We start from the raw sequence: 18,260 nt of genomic DNA on the forward strand, positions 1-18,260 counted from the left end.
AGTTTATAGTTTAAATAGATCAAGATTTAGGGCAGCCTTATAAGAAAGAAGGTAATGTTTGGAACTTTATCTTGCCATTGGCAACACTCATTTTAGTGAGTGTATGGGGATTATGGTATACAGGTGGTGGTGCTACAGGGATCTCAGTTATGGATGCACTTGCAGCTACTGACGTTTCCATTGCGCTAACATGGGGTGCGTTTGCTATGACGTTAATAGGTATTATTTTAGCACTTATTCAGGGAATGGGTATGAAATTATGTGAAGAGACCTTACTTGGCGGTATAAGGACAATGCTTCCGGCGCTTGTAATCATCGTGTTGGCTTGGTCGATTGGAACAGTAACGTCAGTACTTGGAACCGCTGAATTCGTTGTAGCTGCAACAGAAAGCTGGATGTCTGCAGCGCTTCTTCCATTCCTGGTTTTTGTCATCGGAATGTTTATCTCATTTGCAACAGGTACTTCATGGGGAACGATGTCCATTTTAACACCAATTGCAATTCCACTAGCGTACACGTTTGGCGGCGTGGATCTTGTTCCAATCGTTATCGGTGCAGTATTTGCTGGGGCAATATTCGGGGATCATGTATCTCCTATATCTGATACAACCGTCATGGCATCGATATTCGCGGAGTCAGATCATATCGCTCACGTAAATACACAAATTCCATATGCACTCGTTCCAGCAGGGATTGCAGGTGTATTATACTTATCTTATTCCTTAATTGGAAGTAGTATTGTTCTATTGGTTTTGGGGATCGTTGCTCAATTTTTCTTGCTCCGTCTATTAGGAAACCGACATGAGAAAAAGTATATGGATACGAAGCAAAAGATAGGATAGGGGCATAACGAATAAATGGCTATGGAACCTGAAGAGATATGGAGTTTCCTCAGGTTCTTTTTAGCTTGTTTATCGTACCAAAAATAGCCGAGAATACTTAATTGTATTAAGTGGATTAATCACACATCCAATGCAATTTCGATTGTATACGTGCCTCTATCGGTAAGTAAGGAAAACTGGGATTGATCATATTGGTATATGGTCGTATCTTCAAGTGGTATTTCATAAAAATCAGATGGAAGAGGTTGGTAACCATCTGCATCTGTTTGAATTTTTCCAGGGCCATTTAACTTTAAAGTATGAATGGATTCATAATCATCGATCCGTCTTGTGTCTTTTGAATAGGATATGGAGTTTAATTCCATTACCATATTATCATGATCCTCAAGTTCACGTTTTGATATTTTAATTGTTTTTCCATTCCACTGCTGTAACAACTGATTAAATTCTTCAACAGATAAGTATTGCTGTGTCATCATAATCCCTCCTGCTTTTATACTTCCCAAGGTGAATGTGATAATACGATATATGAGATAAAAAACATAAGATAGAAGCAAGTAGCAACAACTAGTATTTTTTACATATATTGCACATCATGTTTTTTATGATATATTGACAGTTACAGTAAAATAAGTATAAAATACATGTGATATAAGTAATAAAATATAAGGGGGATTATAAGTTATGAAAAAGTTTCTATTTATGACTCTTTTGCTACTATCGTTAACCATGTTTCTAGCAGCTTGTGGTGGCGGTAACAGTGAAGGCGAAACAGATACAGACACAGGAAATGATACAGGATCTGAAGGTGAAGGCGCTAGTGAAGGTGAAGAAGCTCCTGAATTTTTAAGTCTGTTGACTGGTGGAACAAGCGGTACATATTACCCACTAGGTGGCGAAATGGCTAGTATTATAACAGATGAAACAGGCATTCAAACAGATGCAATCTCATCAAACGCCTCAGCAGATAATATTGCTGCCTTACAAGCAGAAGAAGCTGAATTAGCTTTTGTTCAAACAGACGTAACTGCAAATGCAATAGAAGGTATCAATTCTTTTGAAGGTAATCCCGTTGATAATGTATTAGCAATTGGGTCACTCTATCCCGAAACAATTCAAATCGTTACAACGAAAGATTCAGGAATTGAATCCGTTGCAGATTTAAAAGGTAAAACCGTTTCGGTTGGAGCACCTGGATCAGGAACATATGTTAACGCAGAACAAATCCTTAGTGCTTATGGAATAACTATGGATGATATAGATGCGCAAAACCTTGATTTTGGTGAATCTACAGGTGGAATCCAAGACGGAAATATCGATGCAGCATTCATTACATCTGGTACACCAACTGGCGCTGTAGAAGGCTTAACTGCGACTACAGATGTAAGCATTGTACCAATTGAACAAGACAAAATTGATGCGCTTGTTGAACAATATCCATATTATGCAAAAGATACGATCAAAGCTGGTACGTATGGGCTTGAAGAAGATGTAACTACAGTTGCAGTTTTAGCGATGATTGCTGTAACAGATAGTTTATCTGAAGACGTTGTTTATGACATTACAAAGGCGATCTTTGAAAATACAGATAAAATTACACACGCTAAAGGTGAATACATTACTACTGAATCTGCTTTAGATGGTGTTGGTATTGACTTGCATCCTGGTGCAGAAAAATACTTCAAAGAAGTAGGAGTATTGGAATAGTTAGGTAGCAATTAACGAAATGATAGAATGGAAAGGCCGGCAGTTGATCCTATTGTAGGTGATTGCTGCCGGTTATTTATGTAGTACATATGCTTTCTATATCATGTCTATGAATTGGTGGAATTTTCAATGAAGTTAAAGGTCGTATTACTCACCCTGCTTGTCCTACTCATCATTCTCATCGTAATGCTCGTTCCCTCCCGAACCGCGTTGGTTTTTTATGAAAAAAACACAGATAACATGGAAGCGTTCCTACCAATCAAAAAAGGGGAAACCTTCCAAGTCATTTTCACGCATTCTATTCATTTAACGGACGTTGTTGAAAAATATCGAGTTACAGATGACCTAACAATCGAGCAGTATGAGATCGTTTACGAAAAATTTGGAATAGGAATGCCTTCCAACGCTGAAGAAGGAGCAACATTTGAATATAAAGACGGAAAGTATCACATAACAGATTTGAATAATATTTTTCCTTCTATGAAGATTCGGAACGGAAAAACGGTTTCAAAAAATCGACTAGTATGGGGAGCAGAAAACTCTGAAGAAGGTAATATGGTTTGGTTTAATAAATATTTCGAACCAGGGGCATGGTTTACGATTTTAGTTGAAAAAATATCTCTATGGGAGTATGTGAAAGGAGTGAAAATAAGTGAGTAAAAACAAAGAAAACGACCAATTATTAGCAGACGAGCAACAGAAGCTGCTCGAAAAATATGACATTGAATCCAGTACGAGAAGATTAACAGGCTTTGCTGGATGGGTAGTGTATATTGGTTTGATTGCATTTTCTTTATTTCAACTCTATACTGGTGCGTTCGGTGTATACACCGCATATATACAGCGAACAGTCCACTTAGGCTTTGCGTTGTCACTTATTTTTCTGTTATTTCCAGCCAGAAGGAAAGGGAATAAAAGAAGTGTTGCTTGGTATGATTGGATCCTCGTACTATTATCCATTGTTGTTTCAGGATACTGGCCATTTTTTTATGAAGATTTAGTTCAGCAAATTGGCGGAATTGATGGGGCACAAATGGTTATTGGGGGTATAGCGATTCTATTAGTCCTAGAGGCGGCAAGACGAGCTGTAGGTCTTCCGATCACAATTATATCCGCTGTGTTCCTTCTCTATGCGATATTTGGCCAACAAATGCCTGGTATGCTGGCACACCGAGGACTTAGTCTTGGACAATTAATTGATGCGATGTTTTTTACAACACAAGGTATTTTAGGTACACCATTACAAGTATCTTCCACCTATATCTTTCTGTTCCTGTTATTTGGGGCTTTTTTGATTCAAACAGGAATAGGTATGTATTTTAATGACTTGGCTCTTGTAATTGCTGGTCGTCGTATTGGTGGTCCTGCGAAAGTTGCCATTTTCTCTAGTGCACTAAACGGAACAATTTCAGGAAGCTCGGTTGCAAATACTGTTACAACTGGTTCCTATACGATCCCAATGATGAAGAGACTGGGGTATAGTCGGAACTTTGCAGGTGGTGTAGAAGCCGCATCATCAACAGGTGGACAAATCATGCCACCAATTATGGGTGCTGCTGCGTTTTTGATGATTGAATTTGCAGGTGTTGGCTATTGGGAAATCGCTAAGGCAGCAGTCATCCCAGCAATTTTATACTTCACGGGAATTTGGATCATGACCCATTTTGAAGCTAAGAGATTAGGGTTAATGGGGTTGTCAAAGGAAGAAATACCGAACAAAAAGGAAACACTAAAAAAAATATACTTGTTGTTACCGATACTAGCGATAGTATATATGTTATTTCAGGGTTACAGTATTGATAGAACAGCTATATATGGAATTATCATTACCATAGGGATTAGTTTGTTTCGAAAAGATACGAATATGTTTTTGAAGGATAACAAATTCACATTAAGTAAATTAATGGAGGGACTGACAACGGGTGCACGTACCGCATTGGGTGTAGCAGCTGCAACAGCTAGTGCAGGTATAATTGTGGGTGTTGTAACAAAAACAGGTTTGGGATTGAAATTGGGCAACGGTCTTGTTGATATAGCAGGTTCCATTACAAGCTCACCACAAGCACTGTTGTTGCTAACATTGTTTTTTACAATGATCACTTCCATAATCATTGGAATGGGTTCACCAACAACAGCAAACTATATTATTACATCAACAATTGCATTACCAGCTATTGTTGCTTTAAATGACCAATATCAATTTGCAATTCCTGTACTCGCAGCTCACATGTTTGTGTTTTACTTTGGAATCCTAGCAGATATTACACCACCAGTTGCGCTTGCCGCCTTTGCTGCAACCGGAATTTCGGGTGGAGAACCAATTCGGACTGGTTTTAATGCATCAAAATTGGCAATTGCTGCTTATATTATTCCGTATATGTTTGTGTTAAGTCCACAGCTACTGATGATTAATGCGACTACTGTAGAAATTACACTTTCTTTAATAACAGCATTTCTCGGTATGATTTCAATCGGTGCGGGTATGATTGGATACTGGTACCGGAAGATTAATTGGATAGAGCGAATTATTACTATGGTTACAGGTATACTTTTGATTTATCCAGAAGGAAATTCAGACCTAATTGGATTTGGTGTTTTTGCTATACTGCTTATTGTACAGATCATGACCAAACACAAAAAGGACGAAACCAAACTAGAAAAAGGTCTAAATTAAAGCATTATAGTGTCAGGTGCCATTTGTGTCTAGATGTTCACAAAAGGGTATCTGGCATTTTTTGAGTTGTAATTTTTAACAAATCAACCCATTTAAAGCCATAGCAAACAGGGCAAGCCGGTGTAATCAGGCTTGCCCATATCTTATAGTGTGTGTTCAAAAAGTCGGCAAATTAGAAGCAAGCAGGTCGAGGCGGCGCTGTTTTGAGTAACGGAACGTATGCTTTTAATACGTGAGTAACGGAAAAACAAGCCAACGAAGAGATGCGCCGCTTATCATTTGGTGACTTTTTGAACAACCTCTTATTAGGATAAAATATTAAAAATTGCAGTGGGTTATCCGCGTCTTCCGCCTCTGCCGCCCCGTTTTGTTTCGGTGTTACGTTTGAGGTTATATAAATTTTCTTCACTTGATTTTAAAAATTGAGCCATTTTATCTTCAAAAGTTTCCTTTGGCTTGAAATTACCTTTTGAGCGGAATTTCTTTGCGTTCCGATCATCTCTTCCCTGGCGCGGTGAACGCTGGGAATAGGAATTGCTTTGTCCTTCTGGTTTATCTATCGCTTTTTTGATGGACAAGGCAGTTTTTCCATCCTTCTCACTAATCACTTTTACTTCAACTTGATCGCCTACTGTAAGATAGTCATTCACATCTTTTACATAGCTATCCGCTACTTCACTAATGTGCACAAGACCTGTTGTGCCTCCAGGTAACTCTACGAATGCTCCAAAATTGGTGATGCCTGTTACCTTACCTTGTACCTTGCTGCCTATTTCGATTGACAAAAAAAGTTCCCCCTTAATAAAATTAAAACCAATTCATTATAACAAATAAAGGAAGTAATATCAAATGAATGTTTCTGTGCACAGCCAAAAATTCATTGTCAAATAGAGTTAAAATAGCGAACAACAAATGGGTGGATTTTCTCCCTGATGTTATAACTATTCTTCCAATTCCTCTTCAAAATAAAATGTGTTCGGGTACTCTTCTACTGTATAGGAGTAACGCTTCATATTTTCAACGTAGCTCCAGTCGTTTATCGTAACTATTTCTCCGGTTGATTTGAGGGTAACTTTTTGCTTGCGTTGGAATTTATTTTTATTTTTCATTATGGACCCCACTTTTCCTTTGATTTGGTGAATAAAGAAATGCTCAGATTAATTTTTCAAACCGGTCTATAGTTTCTATTCCTACCCAAGTTTTCAATTTAATAAACACGTTTCACCGTTTTGGTGGTATTATCTGGTAATAAAGAGTATACTATTAGTAGAGGAATATACCCTTTTAAGTTTAGGTGCATAAAACGTGCCATCAGAGGGTGAAGCCCACATTGAAAGGATGACCGTTATGACAAGTAATTTATATCAAGCTAAAGCTGGAGATGGATTCAAGATGACAGGAATGAATAGAAGAAATTCATTCTTTAGCACTCCAAAAGAGGCTGTTTCCGAAGCCTTAGCATTAAAAGAAAAAATGGACAAGAGATACGAGAACGGAATAGAATGGGACTATAATGGGAAAATGACTGGTTCAACGAATAAAATGAAAATTTTAAGAGGATATTTAAATGGCGACAGAGAATCAGTTGCCTTTTACTTACAGATTGTAACGGTAAAGAATCAAAAAGAAAAGGTAAGTGTCGTGTCCCCAAAGAAACCGAAGACTGTATCATCAAAGGACAAGGAAGTACTAAACAAAGTAATCAAATTACTGAAGTAACGATTAAATCACATACTATTCCTTAATTTTACCACTAACTAATGGATTTAGCTATTCATTCTATGAAATTGTGCGTATATATTATAAATGACAGTACAAAAACGAACTCGTTTCAGCAAGTTGAAACATCGGGGAATCAGATGGAGTCTCGACTCCACCTGATTGGAAAATCCCACCTACGCTTCGTTTAGAGGTGGGGGTCTAAAACCCTAAAACCATTTAAAGATTAACTTTGTGATGGCTTTGTAAAGCCTTTAATCATATGAATATGTCCATCAGCCTCAGTCGTTTTAATCTCTGCATAATGGGTGTGATAGCCATTTGGCAAAGGAATGGGAGGTCCAGTGTATGCTTCATAATAATGGATGTGACCATCGTCAAAAGTGGTATTACCCCAGACTTTATGAATATGCCCTTCTTTTGTCTCGATAGGGGTACTTGTAACTCCCGGATGCATGTGAACATGCTCATCGTTACACGTGGTTGCGCCATTATGGCCGTGCGTATGACCTGTTTTTTCGTTTGGATTCAGATTCATTTGTGTTTCTTTTCTAAAATGGTGATCGGTTCCTACTGTTTCTGGATTGCTTAAGTGAGGATACCCCGTTCCATTTACGAATGGGTCAGGGGCCGGAAATGAACTATAATACTGGGGATGTACACTTCTATATTGCATTTTTACAACTCCTTCATACATTTTCTTTATTAAAGTATGTTACACCCGCCTTGTTAGTAACTTAGTAAATAGCCTATTTCTCAAAGGGCAAAATAGCCTACTCGTCAATTTCGATTAGTGCGTTCAGAATAATTGTGTTTCACTTAGGAAATATAAAGTGTATGAGATATTTATTATTATTCGTATTTGTCGTATCCTTCCTATTTCCAGTTACATTAGAGGCAGAAGAAATGGTATCTGTAAAGTTGATGAATCATATTGGCGATACTTCAGATTTGAATATTCAACTTAAAGGAGATTATGTAACGCTTGATCCAACATTTTCGCTAAAAAAAGGAGGGAACTATACGTTATCGGTTAAAAAAGGGAAATTTATTTTGGAAGGCGATGGGAATAAACAGAAAATACAAGCTCCTTTTATTCTTATCCCCAAAAGTTATGATAAGGAGCACAACATTTATATAAATGAACGACCATATTTAGGAGCGGTTGAATTTCGTATAGAGGAGGAGAAGTACGTACGCCCAGTTAACCAATTACCGCTAGAGGATTACTTAAAAGGAGTTGTTCCATTTGAAGTATTTCCTTCTTGGGGAATTGAAACACTAAAAGCTCAAGCATTGGCTGCACGGACGTATGCTGTTTCCCACATAAATAAGGAAATAAAAGATACAATACAAGACCAAGTTTACGAAGGATATTCATGGAGTGATAAAGCCACAATAGCAGTAGAGGAAACGAGTGGAGAAGTGATAACCTTTCAAAATAAACTGATCAATGCTTTCTATTCTGCAAGCAATGGTGGATACACGGAGAATAATGCTCATGTATGGGGAGGAAAAGCTATGTCCTATTTTCCAATCAAAAAAGATCCCCATGACCCCGTTAATCCATGGAGATTCACTTTACATCAGACACAAGTTTCAATGGATGACATCAACTGGGATCATCCGAATTGGTGGGGTGAAATAAAAGAAAAGGATGAGGAAATCACCACATCTATGAAAAAATCGCTTTACAGAAAAGGGTATATGGGCGACATCAAAATTCTTTCTATTCCTCGTTTTGAGTTATCAAAAGAACAATTGGAATCAAAGCGAAGTGTGAAAGGCTCTATTACCATTGAATTTTTACAACGGTTGCCAGAAGGAACGGTTTTATTTCAACAACTAGCATTGGACGATGTGAAACTTGATCGGATTCGCCCTATGATTGGCGGTAACCGATTTAAAAGTTATTTGATTGAATCACTTGAAATGAATGACGAATTATACACAATGAAAGGAAAAGGGTACGGTCACGGTGTAGGGATGAGCCAATGGGGAGCACATTTTATGGGGGAAAAAGGAAAAACCTATGAAGAGATTCTCCAATTTTATTATCCAGGGACAACTATTACCCATTTGAAACAAAAGTAAAACAATCCTCCATGACAATGTTTACTATCAAATTATAAGTAGTTCAATACTTTGGACAAACTGTAAAAAAACCGCAAATATTGTGAAAATAACATGTTAGAATAGAAACACATGGATTTTATTAAAATCCATGTGTTCGTGTTTCATTTAAGCACCCTTTAGCGAAAATTATTGTTTGTGAATCAAGCTACTTTATGTTTTTTGAAATTCTAGTAAGTGTGGAATATACATAGATTTTATCCAGTCTTTTAACACTTTAAGAAAGTGATTTTTGGTCGGATTAAAGTATAAGAAAAGACATTGCATATACATATGATTGGCAATTCTTGTTTTTTTAATCAATTAAACGGTTGCAGGAGATAGATCTAAAAGTGTAAAATTCTATTTCTAGAAGAAATGAAAGGACCTTGTATTTATGGTACATACTCGTTTAGAAACTAAAAAAACAAACCGCCCACTGGTGTTGGCTGCAGTTATCTTAGGAATGTTTATGGCGGCAATTGAAGCTACGATTGTTTCGACTGCAACTCCAAGTATTGTAGCTGATGTCGGTGGTTTCTCACTTTTCACATGGGTATTTTCCGCTTTTTTATTAATGCAGGCCGTGACGATTCCGATCTACGGGAAATTAGCTGATTTATTCGGTAGAAAATCCATTTTTACGATTGGGGTCATTATTTTTTTAATTGGTTCCATTCTGTGTGGTTTTGTAAAAACGATGCCAATGCTCATCGTATTTCGATCCATTCAAGGGATTGGTGCAGGAGCTGTCCAACCAATCGCAACAACGATTGTCGGCGATATTTATACAAAGGAAGAAAGGGCGAAAATCCAAGGATACTTAGCCAGTGTTTGGGGGATTTCTTCTGTTGCTGGCCCAATGCTTGGGGCACTTTTTGTACAATATTTGTACTGGGGATGGGTGTTTTGGATCAATGTTCCGATTGGTATTTTGGCTATTATTGGAATTGTGAACTATTTACACGAGGATATCGAACAAAAGAAACATAACATTGATTATCTTGGATCTAGTTTATTATTCATTTCTGTAAGTTCGCTAATGATCCTGCTTATCCAAGGTGGTGTTTCGTGGAGCTGGATTTCTTCACCTAGTTTGGGTCTTATGGCTCTATTTTTGATTACTTTTGTCTTTTTCTTTTGGCAAGAAACGAGAGCAAGTGAACCAATGATGCCACTAGGGATCTGGAAAAATCGTATTATTGCCGTGGCAAATATTGGTTCTTTAACAACAGGCGCTATTATGATTGGCGTTTCCACTTTTTTACCAACATTTGTGCAAGGTGTCATGGAACGTTCCCCTATTGTTGCAGGTATTACGTTGGGGATGATGTCGATTGGATGGCCTATTTCCTCCACGATTGCTGGGAGGCTGATGATAAAGATTGGATATCTTAGAACAGCAATCATTGGTGGAATAAATTTAATCATTGGCTCTATCTTTTTTATTACCCTCACACCTAAACTTGGCCCTGTATGGGCGGGGGTTGGTTCCTTTTTTATTGGAAGTGGCATGGGATTTGCTACGACAACATTTATTGTTTCGATTCAAAGCAGTGTAGAGTGGAAGGTGCGCGGGGTCGCAACAGCCTCGAACATGTTTATGCGCATTTTAGGTAACACGATTGGTGCATCACTTATGGGTGCAATCTTGAATACTAGATTGCAAGCTTTTCTAGATCAAAAAACGGATGCGTTAGACATCTCAGTTGATGTCAATGTGACAAATTCAATTCTAGATCCTGAAAGCAGACGTATACTTGGAGAAGAAACGGTGAAGTTAATCCAAGAAGGTCTAACCCTTTCGCTTCAAAGTGTCTACTGGAGTCTATTAGTTCTAGCCATTATTAGCCTTATCATTATCACTTTTTTGCCGCATTTTGAGAGGAATACTAAATCGGGTGTTAAAAAAATGAAAAAATTCAAAAAAGGTAATTGACAAATAAATGAAATCCATGTACATTATTAAGTACAAATTCATAGTAGATTTTTTCTTATCCAGAGAGGTGGAGGGACTGGCCCATTGAAACCTCGGCAACAGACATTTTTTGTACTGTGCCAATTCCAGCAAGCATAATGCTTGAAAAGATAAGAAGAGAAAAGTGAACGGATTACTTTTACCCTCTTCTTATGCGGAAGAGGGTTTTTATTTTGATCAAAATGAAAAATGTGCTTTCTGGTCAACCAGAAGCGCAATGAAAAAGAATCCGGTTTATCCGCGTGTATTCTTGCTTAAGTCACACCTACTGGTAATCGTTTCACTGCATAAAAACAAGGGGGATTTTTATATGGGGAACCTTGATGACACAAAAGTAAAACATATTTTATCAACTCTAAAAGGATTGGAGTATGGATCCGTTGTAATCACAGTCCATAACGGTGAAATAACACAGATTGATGCGACAGAAAAGAAGCGTTTCACGTTACAAAAAAACGAACCAAAATCACCGAAGAATAATTAGTAATGCACTTCGTAATAGAATGAATAACCAATTTGCCGATTAGACGACTAAAGGCATCTTTATTTCAAAACGTTTTTGTTGACGTTATGAATAAGGGTGCTTTTTTGTTTGAGAACTACTGCTAATGACACATGAAAAAGTAATGAAAACCTTTGAGCCAGAACAGAAGGATGATTCTGTAACTATTACTATTACTATTACAAAAGGGGGGATTTACTTAAAAATGAAAATAGTATTAGAGGATTTTCAAAGTTATAAACAAGAAAGGATGAGAGTGATGAGTGAAATAGTTATATTGTCTGGAAGTCCATCTGAAAGTTCTAGATCGGATTTAGTTTTGAAATATATCGGATCATTACTAAAAAAAGAAGGATTTATAGTAACGCATATTTCCATTAGAGATGTTCCACATGAGGCATTATTTTACGGTAAGTTTAACGATCCAGCTATTGAGAATGTAGCCTCTCTAATTCAAGGGGCCAAGGGCGTTGTAGTCGGATCACCAGTATATAAGGCAGCCTACTCAGGAGTGTTGAAGGCTTTGTTAGATTTATTACCTCAAGATGTGTTACAGGGTACACCGGTATTACCTTTAATGACAGGTGGTAGTCCATCACATTTATTGGCGATTGAGTACACATTAAAGCCTTTATTAGCTACATTAAAAGGTCAAAATTTAAAGGGCGTTTATTTACTGGACAGTCAAATAGATAAAAGACAGATAGACAATCCAATCGTTCAAAATGAAATTTTAGACCGATTAAAGAAGCAGCTTTATTACTTTGTTGAAACAGTAAATAGACAGAAAAATGCTGTTTTATAAGGGATATATAATTCAATTTGTAAAGGGGATTTTCTATTATGGCAAAGAAAAGAATGTATTTAAATGCATTTGATATGAACTGTGCTGGACACCAATCACCTGGGCTTTGGACACATCCAAAAGATCAATCACATCGTTATAAAGACAGTGAATATTGGATAGAACTTGCACAGATTTTGGAAAAAGGAAAATTTGACGCTATATTTTTAGCGGATGTATTAGGAACCTATGATGTTTATCAAGGATCTAGGGATGCAGCTGTTCGTCAAGGTGCACAATCACCAGTTAACGATCCGTCACTAGTTGTACCATTAATGTCAGCTGTGACGAACCACTTAGGATTTGGCGTAACTGCTTCTGTCACTCATGAACATCCATATACATTTGCGCGACGCATATCTACGCTGGATCATTTAACAAACGGTCGTGTTGGCTGGAATATCGTTACATCTTATTTGAAAAGTGCAGCAGTCAATATGGGATTGGAAGACCAAATTAAACATGATGAGCGCTATGATATTGCTCAAGAATACCTAGAAGTTTGTTACAAGTTGTGGGAAGGGAGCTGGGAAGATGATGCCGTTTTACTAGATAAAGAGAATGGCATTTTCACAGACCCAAGTAAAGTCCATGATATAAACCATGATGGGAAATATTATAAAGTACCTGGTGCACATTTATGTGAGCCATCACCACAAAGAACACCAGTCATTTACCAAGCAGGAGCGTCTAAGAAAGGGCGAGCATTTGCTGGAAGGAATGCAGAGTGTATCTTTATTGGAGTCCCAACTATCAATGTAGCAAAGGAAACTGTTAAAAAGCTACGTGCAGAGGCTGAAGGTGCGGGAAGAGCACCTGAGGAAGTGAAAATTCTTACCATGTTTACTCCTATTGTGGGTAAAACAGAAGAAGAAGCACTTGAGAAGTACAGTGATTACAAGAACCATATCAGCCATGAAGGTGCACTAGCTCTATTTGGGGGATGGACTGGTATTGACTTGTCAGAATACAGTTCAGATGAAAGTCTTCGCTATGTAGAAAATGATGCGATCCAGTCTGCAGTCGAAAATTTCACCAAAATTGATCCAGAAAAACAATGGACAGTAGATGAAATAAAAGATTTTGTTGGCCTAGGTGGTATGGGAGCACTATCTGTTGGAAGTCCAGAACAAGTTGCGGATACAATGGAACAATGGGTAGAAGAAGCTGGAGTAGATGGGTTCAACATTGCCTATGCAATAACTCCTGGTACATTTCAAGATTTTGTTGAATTGGTTGTGCCGATCTTACAAGAAAGAGGTCTAGTAAGAAAAGAATATGAAGGTGATACTTTAAGAGATAGCTTATTTGGGAAGGGAAGTCAGTTACCAGGTCATCATCCAGGGAAGCAATACGCAATAACTCATGCAGTAGCATCCAAATAGTTGTATGAAACGTTTCTCATTACCTAAAAACAAACTACTGCTCTTAATAATTTAAAGTAGAACAAAAAAATAGCATGCTGATTAGACAACTAAAGGCATCTTTCATTCCGATGATTTTAAAAAGGTCGAGTGAAGATGTCTTTTTCTATTGGAATAAAAAGGGGGAGTACCATGATCAAATTCGATAAAGTAACGAAAACATTTGGTTCAGACGGACAGGAGGTTCATGCGGTAAAGGACGTTTCACTAACGATTAATAAAGGAGAAATATTTGGAATTATTGGCTTTAGTGGAGCCGGAAAAAGTACATTACTAAGACTAGTTAATTTATTAGAGCGTCCAACATTTGGAAAAATCATTGTAAATGAAAAAGAAATAAGTACTATTTCACAAACAGAACTAAGAAAATTAAGAAGCCGAATCGGGATGATTTTTCAGTCTTTTAATCTTTTATCTTCACGCAATGTTGCTGGTAATATTGCGTACCCCTTAAAGCTAGCGAAAGTGCCAAAAGACAAGAGAGATGAACGCGTAGAAGAATTGCTGCGTTTCGTAGGCTTAGAGGATAAAGTAAATAAATACCCAGAGCAACTATCAGGAGGTCAAAAACAAAGAGTCGGGATTGCAAGAGCACTCGCTACCTCTCCAGATATCCTTATCTGTGATGAGGCAACTTCAGCTTTAGATCCAGAAACTACGGAAGAAATTTTGAATCTATTAAAAAAAGTAAACAAGGAATACGACATTACCATTTTATTGATTACACATGAAATGCATGTGATTCGAAGTATATGTAGTCGAGTTGCAGTAATGGAAGATGGAAAAGTAATAGAGCAAGGGAACGTATATGATATTTTTTCAAATCCACAATCGAAGACAACGAGAAATTTTATCAGTTCCGTACTAAACGACAACCTATCACCAAGATTGCTAGACCGTTTGCATAGGGAACACTCAGGAAATATATATAGGCTTATATTTACTGGAGGCGTATCAAGTAAACCGATAATATCTCAAATAGCCAAAAAATATAATCTGGATTTTAATATTATGTATGGTAGCATTCATGAGCTTCAGGATCAGCTGTATGGAAATTTGATTGTCGAATTAATTGGGACGGATTCTATTGTGAAAGAGGCTGTAAACGAACTAAGAGAAATCGTTGAAGTTAAGGAGGTATTAGGCAGTGAAAGTAGATTGGACCACGTTTTGGCCTAAAATTGTAGAAGCACTTGGGGAAACCATCATAATGGTTATTCTAACCCTGTTAATAGCAAGTATGATCGGAATTGGTATTGGTTTAATGTTTTTCGTTACTCGTGAAGGAAATATATTAGAAAATAAAACTGTATTCTCTATTTTAAATATACTGGTCAATGTTATAAGGCCGATTCCGTTCATTATTTTACTAGTTGCAGTTAGTCCACTTACACGTACACTAATGGGAACAACAATTGGAACAATGGCGGCGGTGTTTCCAATGACTATTGCTGCATCATTTGCAATTGCGCGTGTTGTTGAAAGCAACCTTGTATCCATTCAACCTGGTGTGATTGAAGCAGCCCAAGCGATGGGAGCTAACCCAGTGCAAATTATATTTACTGTTTTAATTCCTGAAGCATTAGGGCCCCTTATTTTAGGACTCACATTTATAACAGTGGCACTAATCGATTTCTCAGCAATGGCTGGTACTGTTGGGGGCGGCGGATTGGGTGCTATTGCAATGAGCTATGGTTACCAACGCTTTGATACCTCGGTAATGGTTGTTACGATTGTAATTTTGATTGTATTAGCGCAGGGTGCTCAATATTTAGGGAATTATTTATCTCGTTTCTTTCTACGCAGATAAGATAAAAATTTTTAAGGAGATGACGTTCGTGAAAAAACAATTATTTTTTTCCATTTGTATGATCCTAGCTCTTACAATTCTGTCGGCATGTAGTTCCTCTGCAGAAGGAAATGATGAAAAGCTTGTGAAATTAGGTGTTTCTAGTGCGGATGGGCCTGTTTGGGATTTGTTAGTAGAAAAGGCGAAATCTGAAGGGATTAATTTAGAAATAATTGAGTTAGTAGATTGGCAGTTGCCAAATGATGCCTTAGTTAATGGGGAAATAGATATAAATGCCTTCCAACACTTAGCCTTTTTAAGTCAATATAATGTTCAAAGAGATGCTAATCTTGTTCCAATTGGCTCTAGTTTCGTTGGTCCTAAGGGGCTTTATTCAGAAAAATATAACGAAATTTCGGAGATCCCTAATGGTGCAAGTGTTGCCATTTCTAATGACCCCGCAAATATGGGATTAGATTTAAGTTTACTTGAATCAGCTGGATTAATAGAGTTGAAGGATGGGGTAGGCATCTTTGGGACTACGGAAGATGTAACGAACAATCCTAAAAAGTTGGAAATTAACGCAATGAATGCTCAACAAACGCCAAGGGCTCTTGAGGATGTTGCCCTCTCTGCAATATACAATAGTATTGCAGGAAGGGCAGGTATTGACCCAAACAATGTGCTTTACGAGAATGATCCTCTTAGTATAGAGGGGTTACCATACGTAAATGTATTTGCTGTTCGAGCAGAAGATGTCGAAAATGAAACATATAAAAAGGTAGCAACTTTAATTCAAGACCCAGAAATAAAAGAGGCATATAAGAAAGATACAGCCGGTCAAGGTGAGGTTGTTGATGTTTCAGTAAAAGATCTCAAGCAAACTCTTGAACGTTTAATGAATGAGTAGGCAAGGTAGAAATAATAAAAAAATTAGGATAAAAGGTAGGGATCCTATGACAAAACAAATTATTTTGAATGCCTTTGATATGACAAGTGCTATGCATAACTCACATGGGCTTTGGAAACACCCTGACAACCAAAGAACGAGACGTTACAAAGATTTAGATTATTGGATAGACATGGCCAAACTACTGGAACGAGGTCTGTTCGATGCTGCATTCTTCGCTGATGTAGCGGGTGTCTACGATGTGTATCAACAAAGTAAAGACCCAGCGATTCGTGACGGGTTGCAGATTCCTTTAAATGACCCTGCGTTCGTTGTTCCAGCAATGGCTAGTGTTACGGAAAACTTATCGTTTGCAGTTACGGTTAGTACAACTTATGATCACCCTTTTTCTAATGCAAGACGTTTTTCCACATTAGATCATTTGACCAAAGGGAGAATAGCTTGGAACATAGTTACATCATATTTACCGAACGCTGCACGGAACTTTGGGCTTGATAACATGGTTAAACATGATGAGCGGTACGATATGGCTGATGAGTTTTTAGAGGTATCCTACAAGCTATGGGAGTCCAGTTGGGAAGATGGAGCGATTATTGAGGATGTAGTGAGTAAAACATTAACAGATCCCGGTAAAGTTCATCAAATCAATCATAATGGTTTTTATTTCAATGTCGAGGGGCCTCATTTGAGTGAACCTTCTTTGCAGCGAACACCAGTTATATATCAAGCTGGTACGTCAGAAAAAGGGCGAGAGTTTGCGGCAAAGCATGCAGAGTGTGTGTTTGTTGGCGGGCCAAATCCTGAAAAAATTAGGTATTATATTGAAGATATTAAGGCTCGTGCTGAAAAATGGGGACGGAATCCTGACCATATAAAAGCACTTTCTTTCTTAAATGTCGTTGTAGCCGAAACAACTGAGGAAGCAGACTTAAAATTCGCAGAGTACAACAAATTGTGGAGCCCAGACGCTGCAAAAGCTTTATATGGTGGCGGGAGTGGTTATGATTTAAGTGAATATACAGACCAAGATGACTATTTTGAATATAAGCATACAGAGCACGGACAAACAAGTGCTAAATCCTTAACAAAGGATCAACCAAAAAAACTGACAGTCAAAGAAGTGCTCAATCGTTTTGAAACAATTAATAGTAACAATGTGTTAGTCGGTAACCCTGTGGAAGTTGCGGATGCGATTCAATATCAATTTGAGGAGGCTGGATTAGATGGATTTAACCTTGCTCATTTCGTTACACCAGCTAGCTTAGAGGAGTTTATTGACTTAGTTGTCCCTGAACTCCAGCGTCGTGGAATATACAAAACCGAATATGCAAAAGGAACATTGAGGGAAAAATTGTTTGAACATGGGAGTAGCGTATTACCAGACGATCACCCTGGTAGAATACATAGGCAATCCTATATTACGAAATAACTATAAATGAATTGGATAATCAAAACCTGCTGAAAATCCACAGCATTTTTTTGATCACAACGGTAAGGTTATCGTCTTGCCGTTAATTGCTGAAAATCCAGCCGAAAACAGCCGTTTTATAGCAAATAACGGCCTGTGAGTCCGCTAACGCAAGGAAATCAAGCTTTTTACTGAAAATAAGGGCCTCTGAGTCCGCATTGAAATTTTTAGCGGACTCAGAGGCTCTTATTTGGCCAAAATCCGTGGTATTGGGAGGTTTCGCGGACTGAGAGGCCGTTAATTGCTGAAAATCCAGCCAAAAACAGCCCATTTATAGCAAATAACGGCCTG

Annotated in this window: 18 protein-coding genes and 1 riboswitch; of the genes, 14 read left to right on the forward strand and 4 right to left on the reverse strand. The window is 37.8% G+C overall.

The annotated features are described in order from the left end of the window. The first annotated feature begins 14 nt into the window (after window positions 1-14). Window positions 15-842: a Na+/H+ antiporter NhaC family protein gene (locus NC797_RS06235; protein ID WP_272436010.1), complete on the forward strand. Its 828-nt coding sequence runs from the start codon at window positions 15-17 to the stop codon at window positions 840-842. Window positions 843-961: 119 nt separating this feature from the next. Here the strand turns inward: NC797_RS06235 and NC797_RS06240 are convergent, their stop codons facing one another. Beyond that, a complete protein-coding gene (locus NC797_RS06240) occupies window positions 962-1,318 on the reverse strand; it encodes a hypothetical protein (protein WP_272435909.1) in 357 nt (118 codons plus the stop codon). Between the two features lie 208 nt (window positions 1,319-1,526). On the opposite strand from NC797_RS06240, the gene NC797_RS06245 reads away from it, so the two are divergent. From NC797_RS06245 to NC797_RS06255, 3 genes are all read left to right on the forward strand, one after another. Further along, window positions 1,527-2,549, forward strand: a complete 1,023-nt coding sequence (locus NC797_RS06245) for a TAXI family TRAP transporter solute-binding subunit (RefSeq protein ID WP_272435910.1) — start codon at window positions 1,527-1,529, stop codon at window positions 2,547-2,549. Between the two features lie 129 nt (window positions 2,550-2,678). Next, window positions 2,679-3,209 (forward strand): DUF1850 domain-containing protein, encoded by a 531-nt coding sequence (locus NC797_RS06250; RefSeq protein ID WP_272435911.1) that lies wholly within the window; start codon window positions 2,679-2,681, stop codon window positions 3,207-3,209. Beyond that, on the forward strand, window positions 3,202-5,223 hold the full coding sequence (locus NC797_RS06255; protein WP_272435912.1) for a TRAP transporter permease: 2,022 nt from the start codon (window positions 3,202-3,204) through the stop codon (window positions 5,221-5,223). Before NC797_RS06250 ends, NC797_RS06255 begins: the two co-directional genes overlap by 8 nt. Window positions 5,224-5,558: 335 nt before the next feature. On the opposite strand, the gene NC797_RS06260 is transcribed toward NC797_RS06255, so the two are convergent. Both NC797_RS06260 and NC797_RS06265 read right to left on the reverse strand, forming a co-directional pair. Further along, window positions 5,559-6,008, reverse strand: a complete 450-nt coding sequence (locus NC797_RS06260; RefSeq protein WP_272435913.1) for a S1 domain-containing RNA-binding protein — start codon at window positions 6,006-6,008, stop codon at window positions 5,559-5,561. A gap of 156 nt (window positions 6,009-6,164) precedes the next feature. After that, a complete protein-coding gene (locus tag NC797_RS06265) occupies window positions 6,165-6,332 on the reverse strand; it encodes a hypothetical protein (protein WP_272435914.1) in 168 nt (55 codons plus the stop codon). A gap of 238 nt (window positions 6,333-6,570) precedes the next feature. Between NC797_RS06265 and NC797_RS06270 the strand changes: the two genes are divergently transcribed. Beyond that, window positions 6,571-6,942 carry a hypothetical protein gene (locus NC797_RS06270; RefSeq protein ID WP_272435915.1) on the forward strand — a complete coding sequence of 124 codons (372 nt, stop codon included), beginning with the start codon at window positions 6,571-6,573 and terminating at the stop codon, window positions 6,940-6,942. Between the two features lie 226 nt (window positions 6,943-7,168). Here NC797_RS06270 and NC797_RS06275 read toward each other — a convergent pair whose 3' ends face one another. Further along, window positions 7,169-7,618 carry a YmaF family protein gene (locus NC797_RS06275; protein WP_272435916.1) on the reverse strand — a complete coding sequence of 150 codons (450 nt, stop codon included), beginning with the start codon at window positions 7,616-7,618 and terminating at the stop codon, window positions 7,169-7,171. Between the two features lie 161 nt (window positions 7,619-7,779). On the opposite strand from NC797_RS06275, the gene NC797_RS06280 reads away from it, so the two are divergent. The 9 genes from NC797_RS06280 to NC797_RS06320 all read left to right on the forward strand — a co-directional run bounded on the left by NC797_RS06280 (window position 7,780) and on the right by NC797_RS06320 (window position 17,930). Continuing rightward, on the forward strand, window positions 7,780-9,036 hold the full coding sequence (locus NC797_RS06280) for a SpoIID/LytB domain-containing protein (protein ID WP_272435917.1): 1,257 nt from the start codon (window positions 7,780-7,782) through the stop codon (window positions 9,034-9,036). Between the two features lie 415 nt (window positions 9,037-9,451). Continuing rightward, entirely contained in the window at window positions 9,452-10,993 is a 1,542-nt protein-coding gene (locus tag NC797_RS06285; protein WP_272435918.1) for an MDR family MFS transporter, read from the forward strand. A 52-nt stretch (window positions 10,994-11,045) separates the two neighbouring features. Beyond that, window positions 11,046-11,149, forward strand: a riboswitch (SAM riboswitch). Between the two features lie 193 nt (window positions 11,150-11,342). Beyond that, window positions 11,343-11,516 (forward strand): YezD family protein, encoded by a 174-nt coding sequence (locus tag NC797_RS06290; protein ID WP_272435919.1) that lies wholly within the window; start codon window positions 11,343-11,345, stop codon window positions 11,514-11,516. 124 nt (window positions 11,517-11,640) lie between these two features. Beyond that, window positions 11,641-12,339 (forward strand): NADPH-dependent FMN reductase, encoded by a 699-nt coding sequence (gene ssuE / locus NC797_RS06295; protein WP_334313217.1) that lies wholly within the window; start codon window positions 11,641-11,643, stop codon window positions 12,337-12,339. Between the two features lie 38 nt (window positions 12,340-12,377). Then, window positions 12,378-13,763: an LLM class flavin-dependent oxidoreductase gene (locus NC797_RS06300; protein WP_272435920.1), complete on the forward strand. Its 1,386-nt coding sequence runs from the start codon at window positions 12,378-12,380 to the stop codon at window positions 13,761-13,763. A 171-nt stretch (window positions 13,764-13,934) separates the two neighbouring features. Beyond that, complete coding sequence (locus NC797_RS06305; protein ID WP_272435921.1) at window positions 13,935-14,981, forward strand: methionine ABC transporter ATP-binding protein; 1,047 nt, start codon at window positions 13,935-13,937, stop codon at window positions 14,979-14,981. Then, window positions 14,950-15,612 (forward strand): methionine ABC transporter permease, encoded by a 663-nt coding sequence (locus NC797_RS06310; RefSeq protein WP_272435922.1) that lies wholly within the window; start codon window positions 14,950-14,952, stop codon window positions 15,610-15,612. Before NC797_RS06305 ends, NC797_RS06310 begins: the two co-directional genes overlap by 32 nt. 28 nt (window positions 15,613-15,640) lie before the next feature. After that, window positions 15,641-16,501: a MetQ/NlpA family ABC transporter substrate-binding protein gene (locus NC797_RS06315; protein ID WP_272435923.1), complete on the forward strand. Its 861-nt coding sequence runs from the start codon at window positions 15,641-15,643 to the stop codon at window positions 16,499-16,501. Between the two features lie 46 nt (window positions 16,502-16,547). Further along, window positions 16,548-17,930, forward strand: a complete 1,383-nt coding sequence (locus tag NC797_RS06320; protein WP_272435924.1) for an LLM class flavin-dependent oxidoreductase — start codon at window positions 16,548-16,550, stop codon at window positions 17,928-17,930. Window positions 17,931-18,260: the final 330 nt, after the last annotated feature.

Origin of the sequence: Terrihalobacillus insolitus (assembly GCF_028416575.1) — a bacterium.
GTDB classification, from domain to species: domain Bacteria; phylum Bacillota; class Bacilli; order Bacillales; family Amphibacillaceae; genus Terrihalobacillus; species Terrihalobacillus insolitus.

Excerpts from the sequence above, each read along its gene's own strand:
- ssuE (WP_334313217.1), top strand. The coding sequence starts at position 11,641 with ATGACACATGAAAAAGTAATGAAAACCTTTGAGCCAGAACAGAAGGAT.
- NC797_RS06300 (WP_272435920.1), top strand. The coding sequence starts at position 12,378 with ATGGCAAAGAAAAGAATGTATTTAAATGCATTTGATATGAACTGTGCT.
- NC797_RS06285 (WP_272435918.1), top strand. The coding sequence starts at position 9,452 with ATGGTACATACTCGTTTAGAAACTAAAAAAACAAACCGCCCACTGGTG.
- NC797_RS06280 (WP_272435917.1), top strand. The coding sequence starts at position 7,780 with ATGAGATATTTATTATTATTCGTATTTGTCGTATCCTTCCTATTTCCA.
- NC797_RS06245 (WP_272435910.1), top strand. The coding sequence starts at position 1,527 with ATGAAAAAGTTTCTATTTATGACTCTTTTGCTACTATCGTTAACCATG.
- NC797_RS06320 (WP_272435924.1), top strand. The coding sequence starts at position 16,548 with ATGACAAAACAAATTATTTTGAATGCCTTTGATATGACAAGTGCTATG.
- NC797_RS06250 (WP_272435911.1), top strand. The coding sequence starts at position 2,679 with ATGAAGTTAAAGGTCGTATTACTCACCCTGCTTGTCCTACTCATCATT.
- NC797_RS06305 (WP_272435921.1), top strand. The coding sequence starts at position 13,935 with ATGATCAAATTCGATAAAGTAACGAAAACATTTGGTTCAGACGGACAG.
- NC797_RS06240 (WP_272435909.1), bottom strand. The coding sequence starts at position 1,318 with ATGACACAGCAATACTTATCTGTTGAAGAATTTAATCAGTTGTTACAG.
- NC797_RS06275 (WP_272435916.1), bottom strand. The coding sequence starts at position 7,618 with ATGCAATATAGAAGTGTACATCCCCAGTATTATAGTTCATTTCCGGCC.
- NC797_RS06290 (WP_272435919.1), top strand. The coding sequence starts at position 11,343 with ATGGGGAACCTTGATGACACAAAAGTAAAACATATTTTATCAACTCTA.
- NC797_RS06270 (WP_272435915.1), top strand. The coding sequence starts at position 6,571 with ATGACAAGTAATTTATATCAAGCTAAAGCTGGAGATGGATTCAAGATG.
- NC797_RS06265 (WP_272435914.1), bottom strand. The coding sequence starts at position 6,332 with ATGAAAAATAAAAATAAATTCCAACGCAAGCAAAAAGTTACCCTCAAA.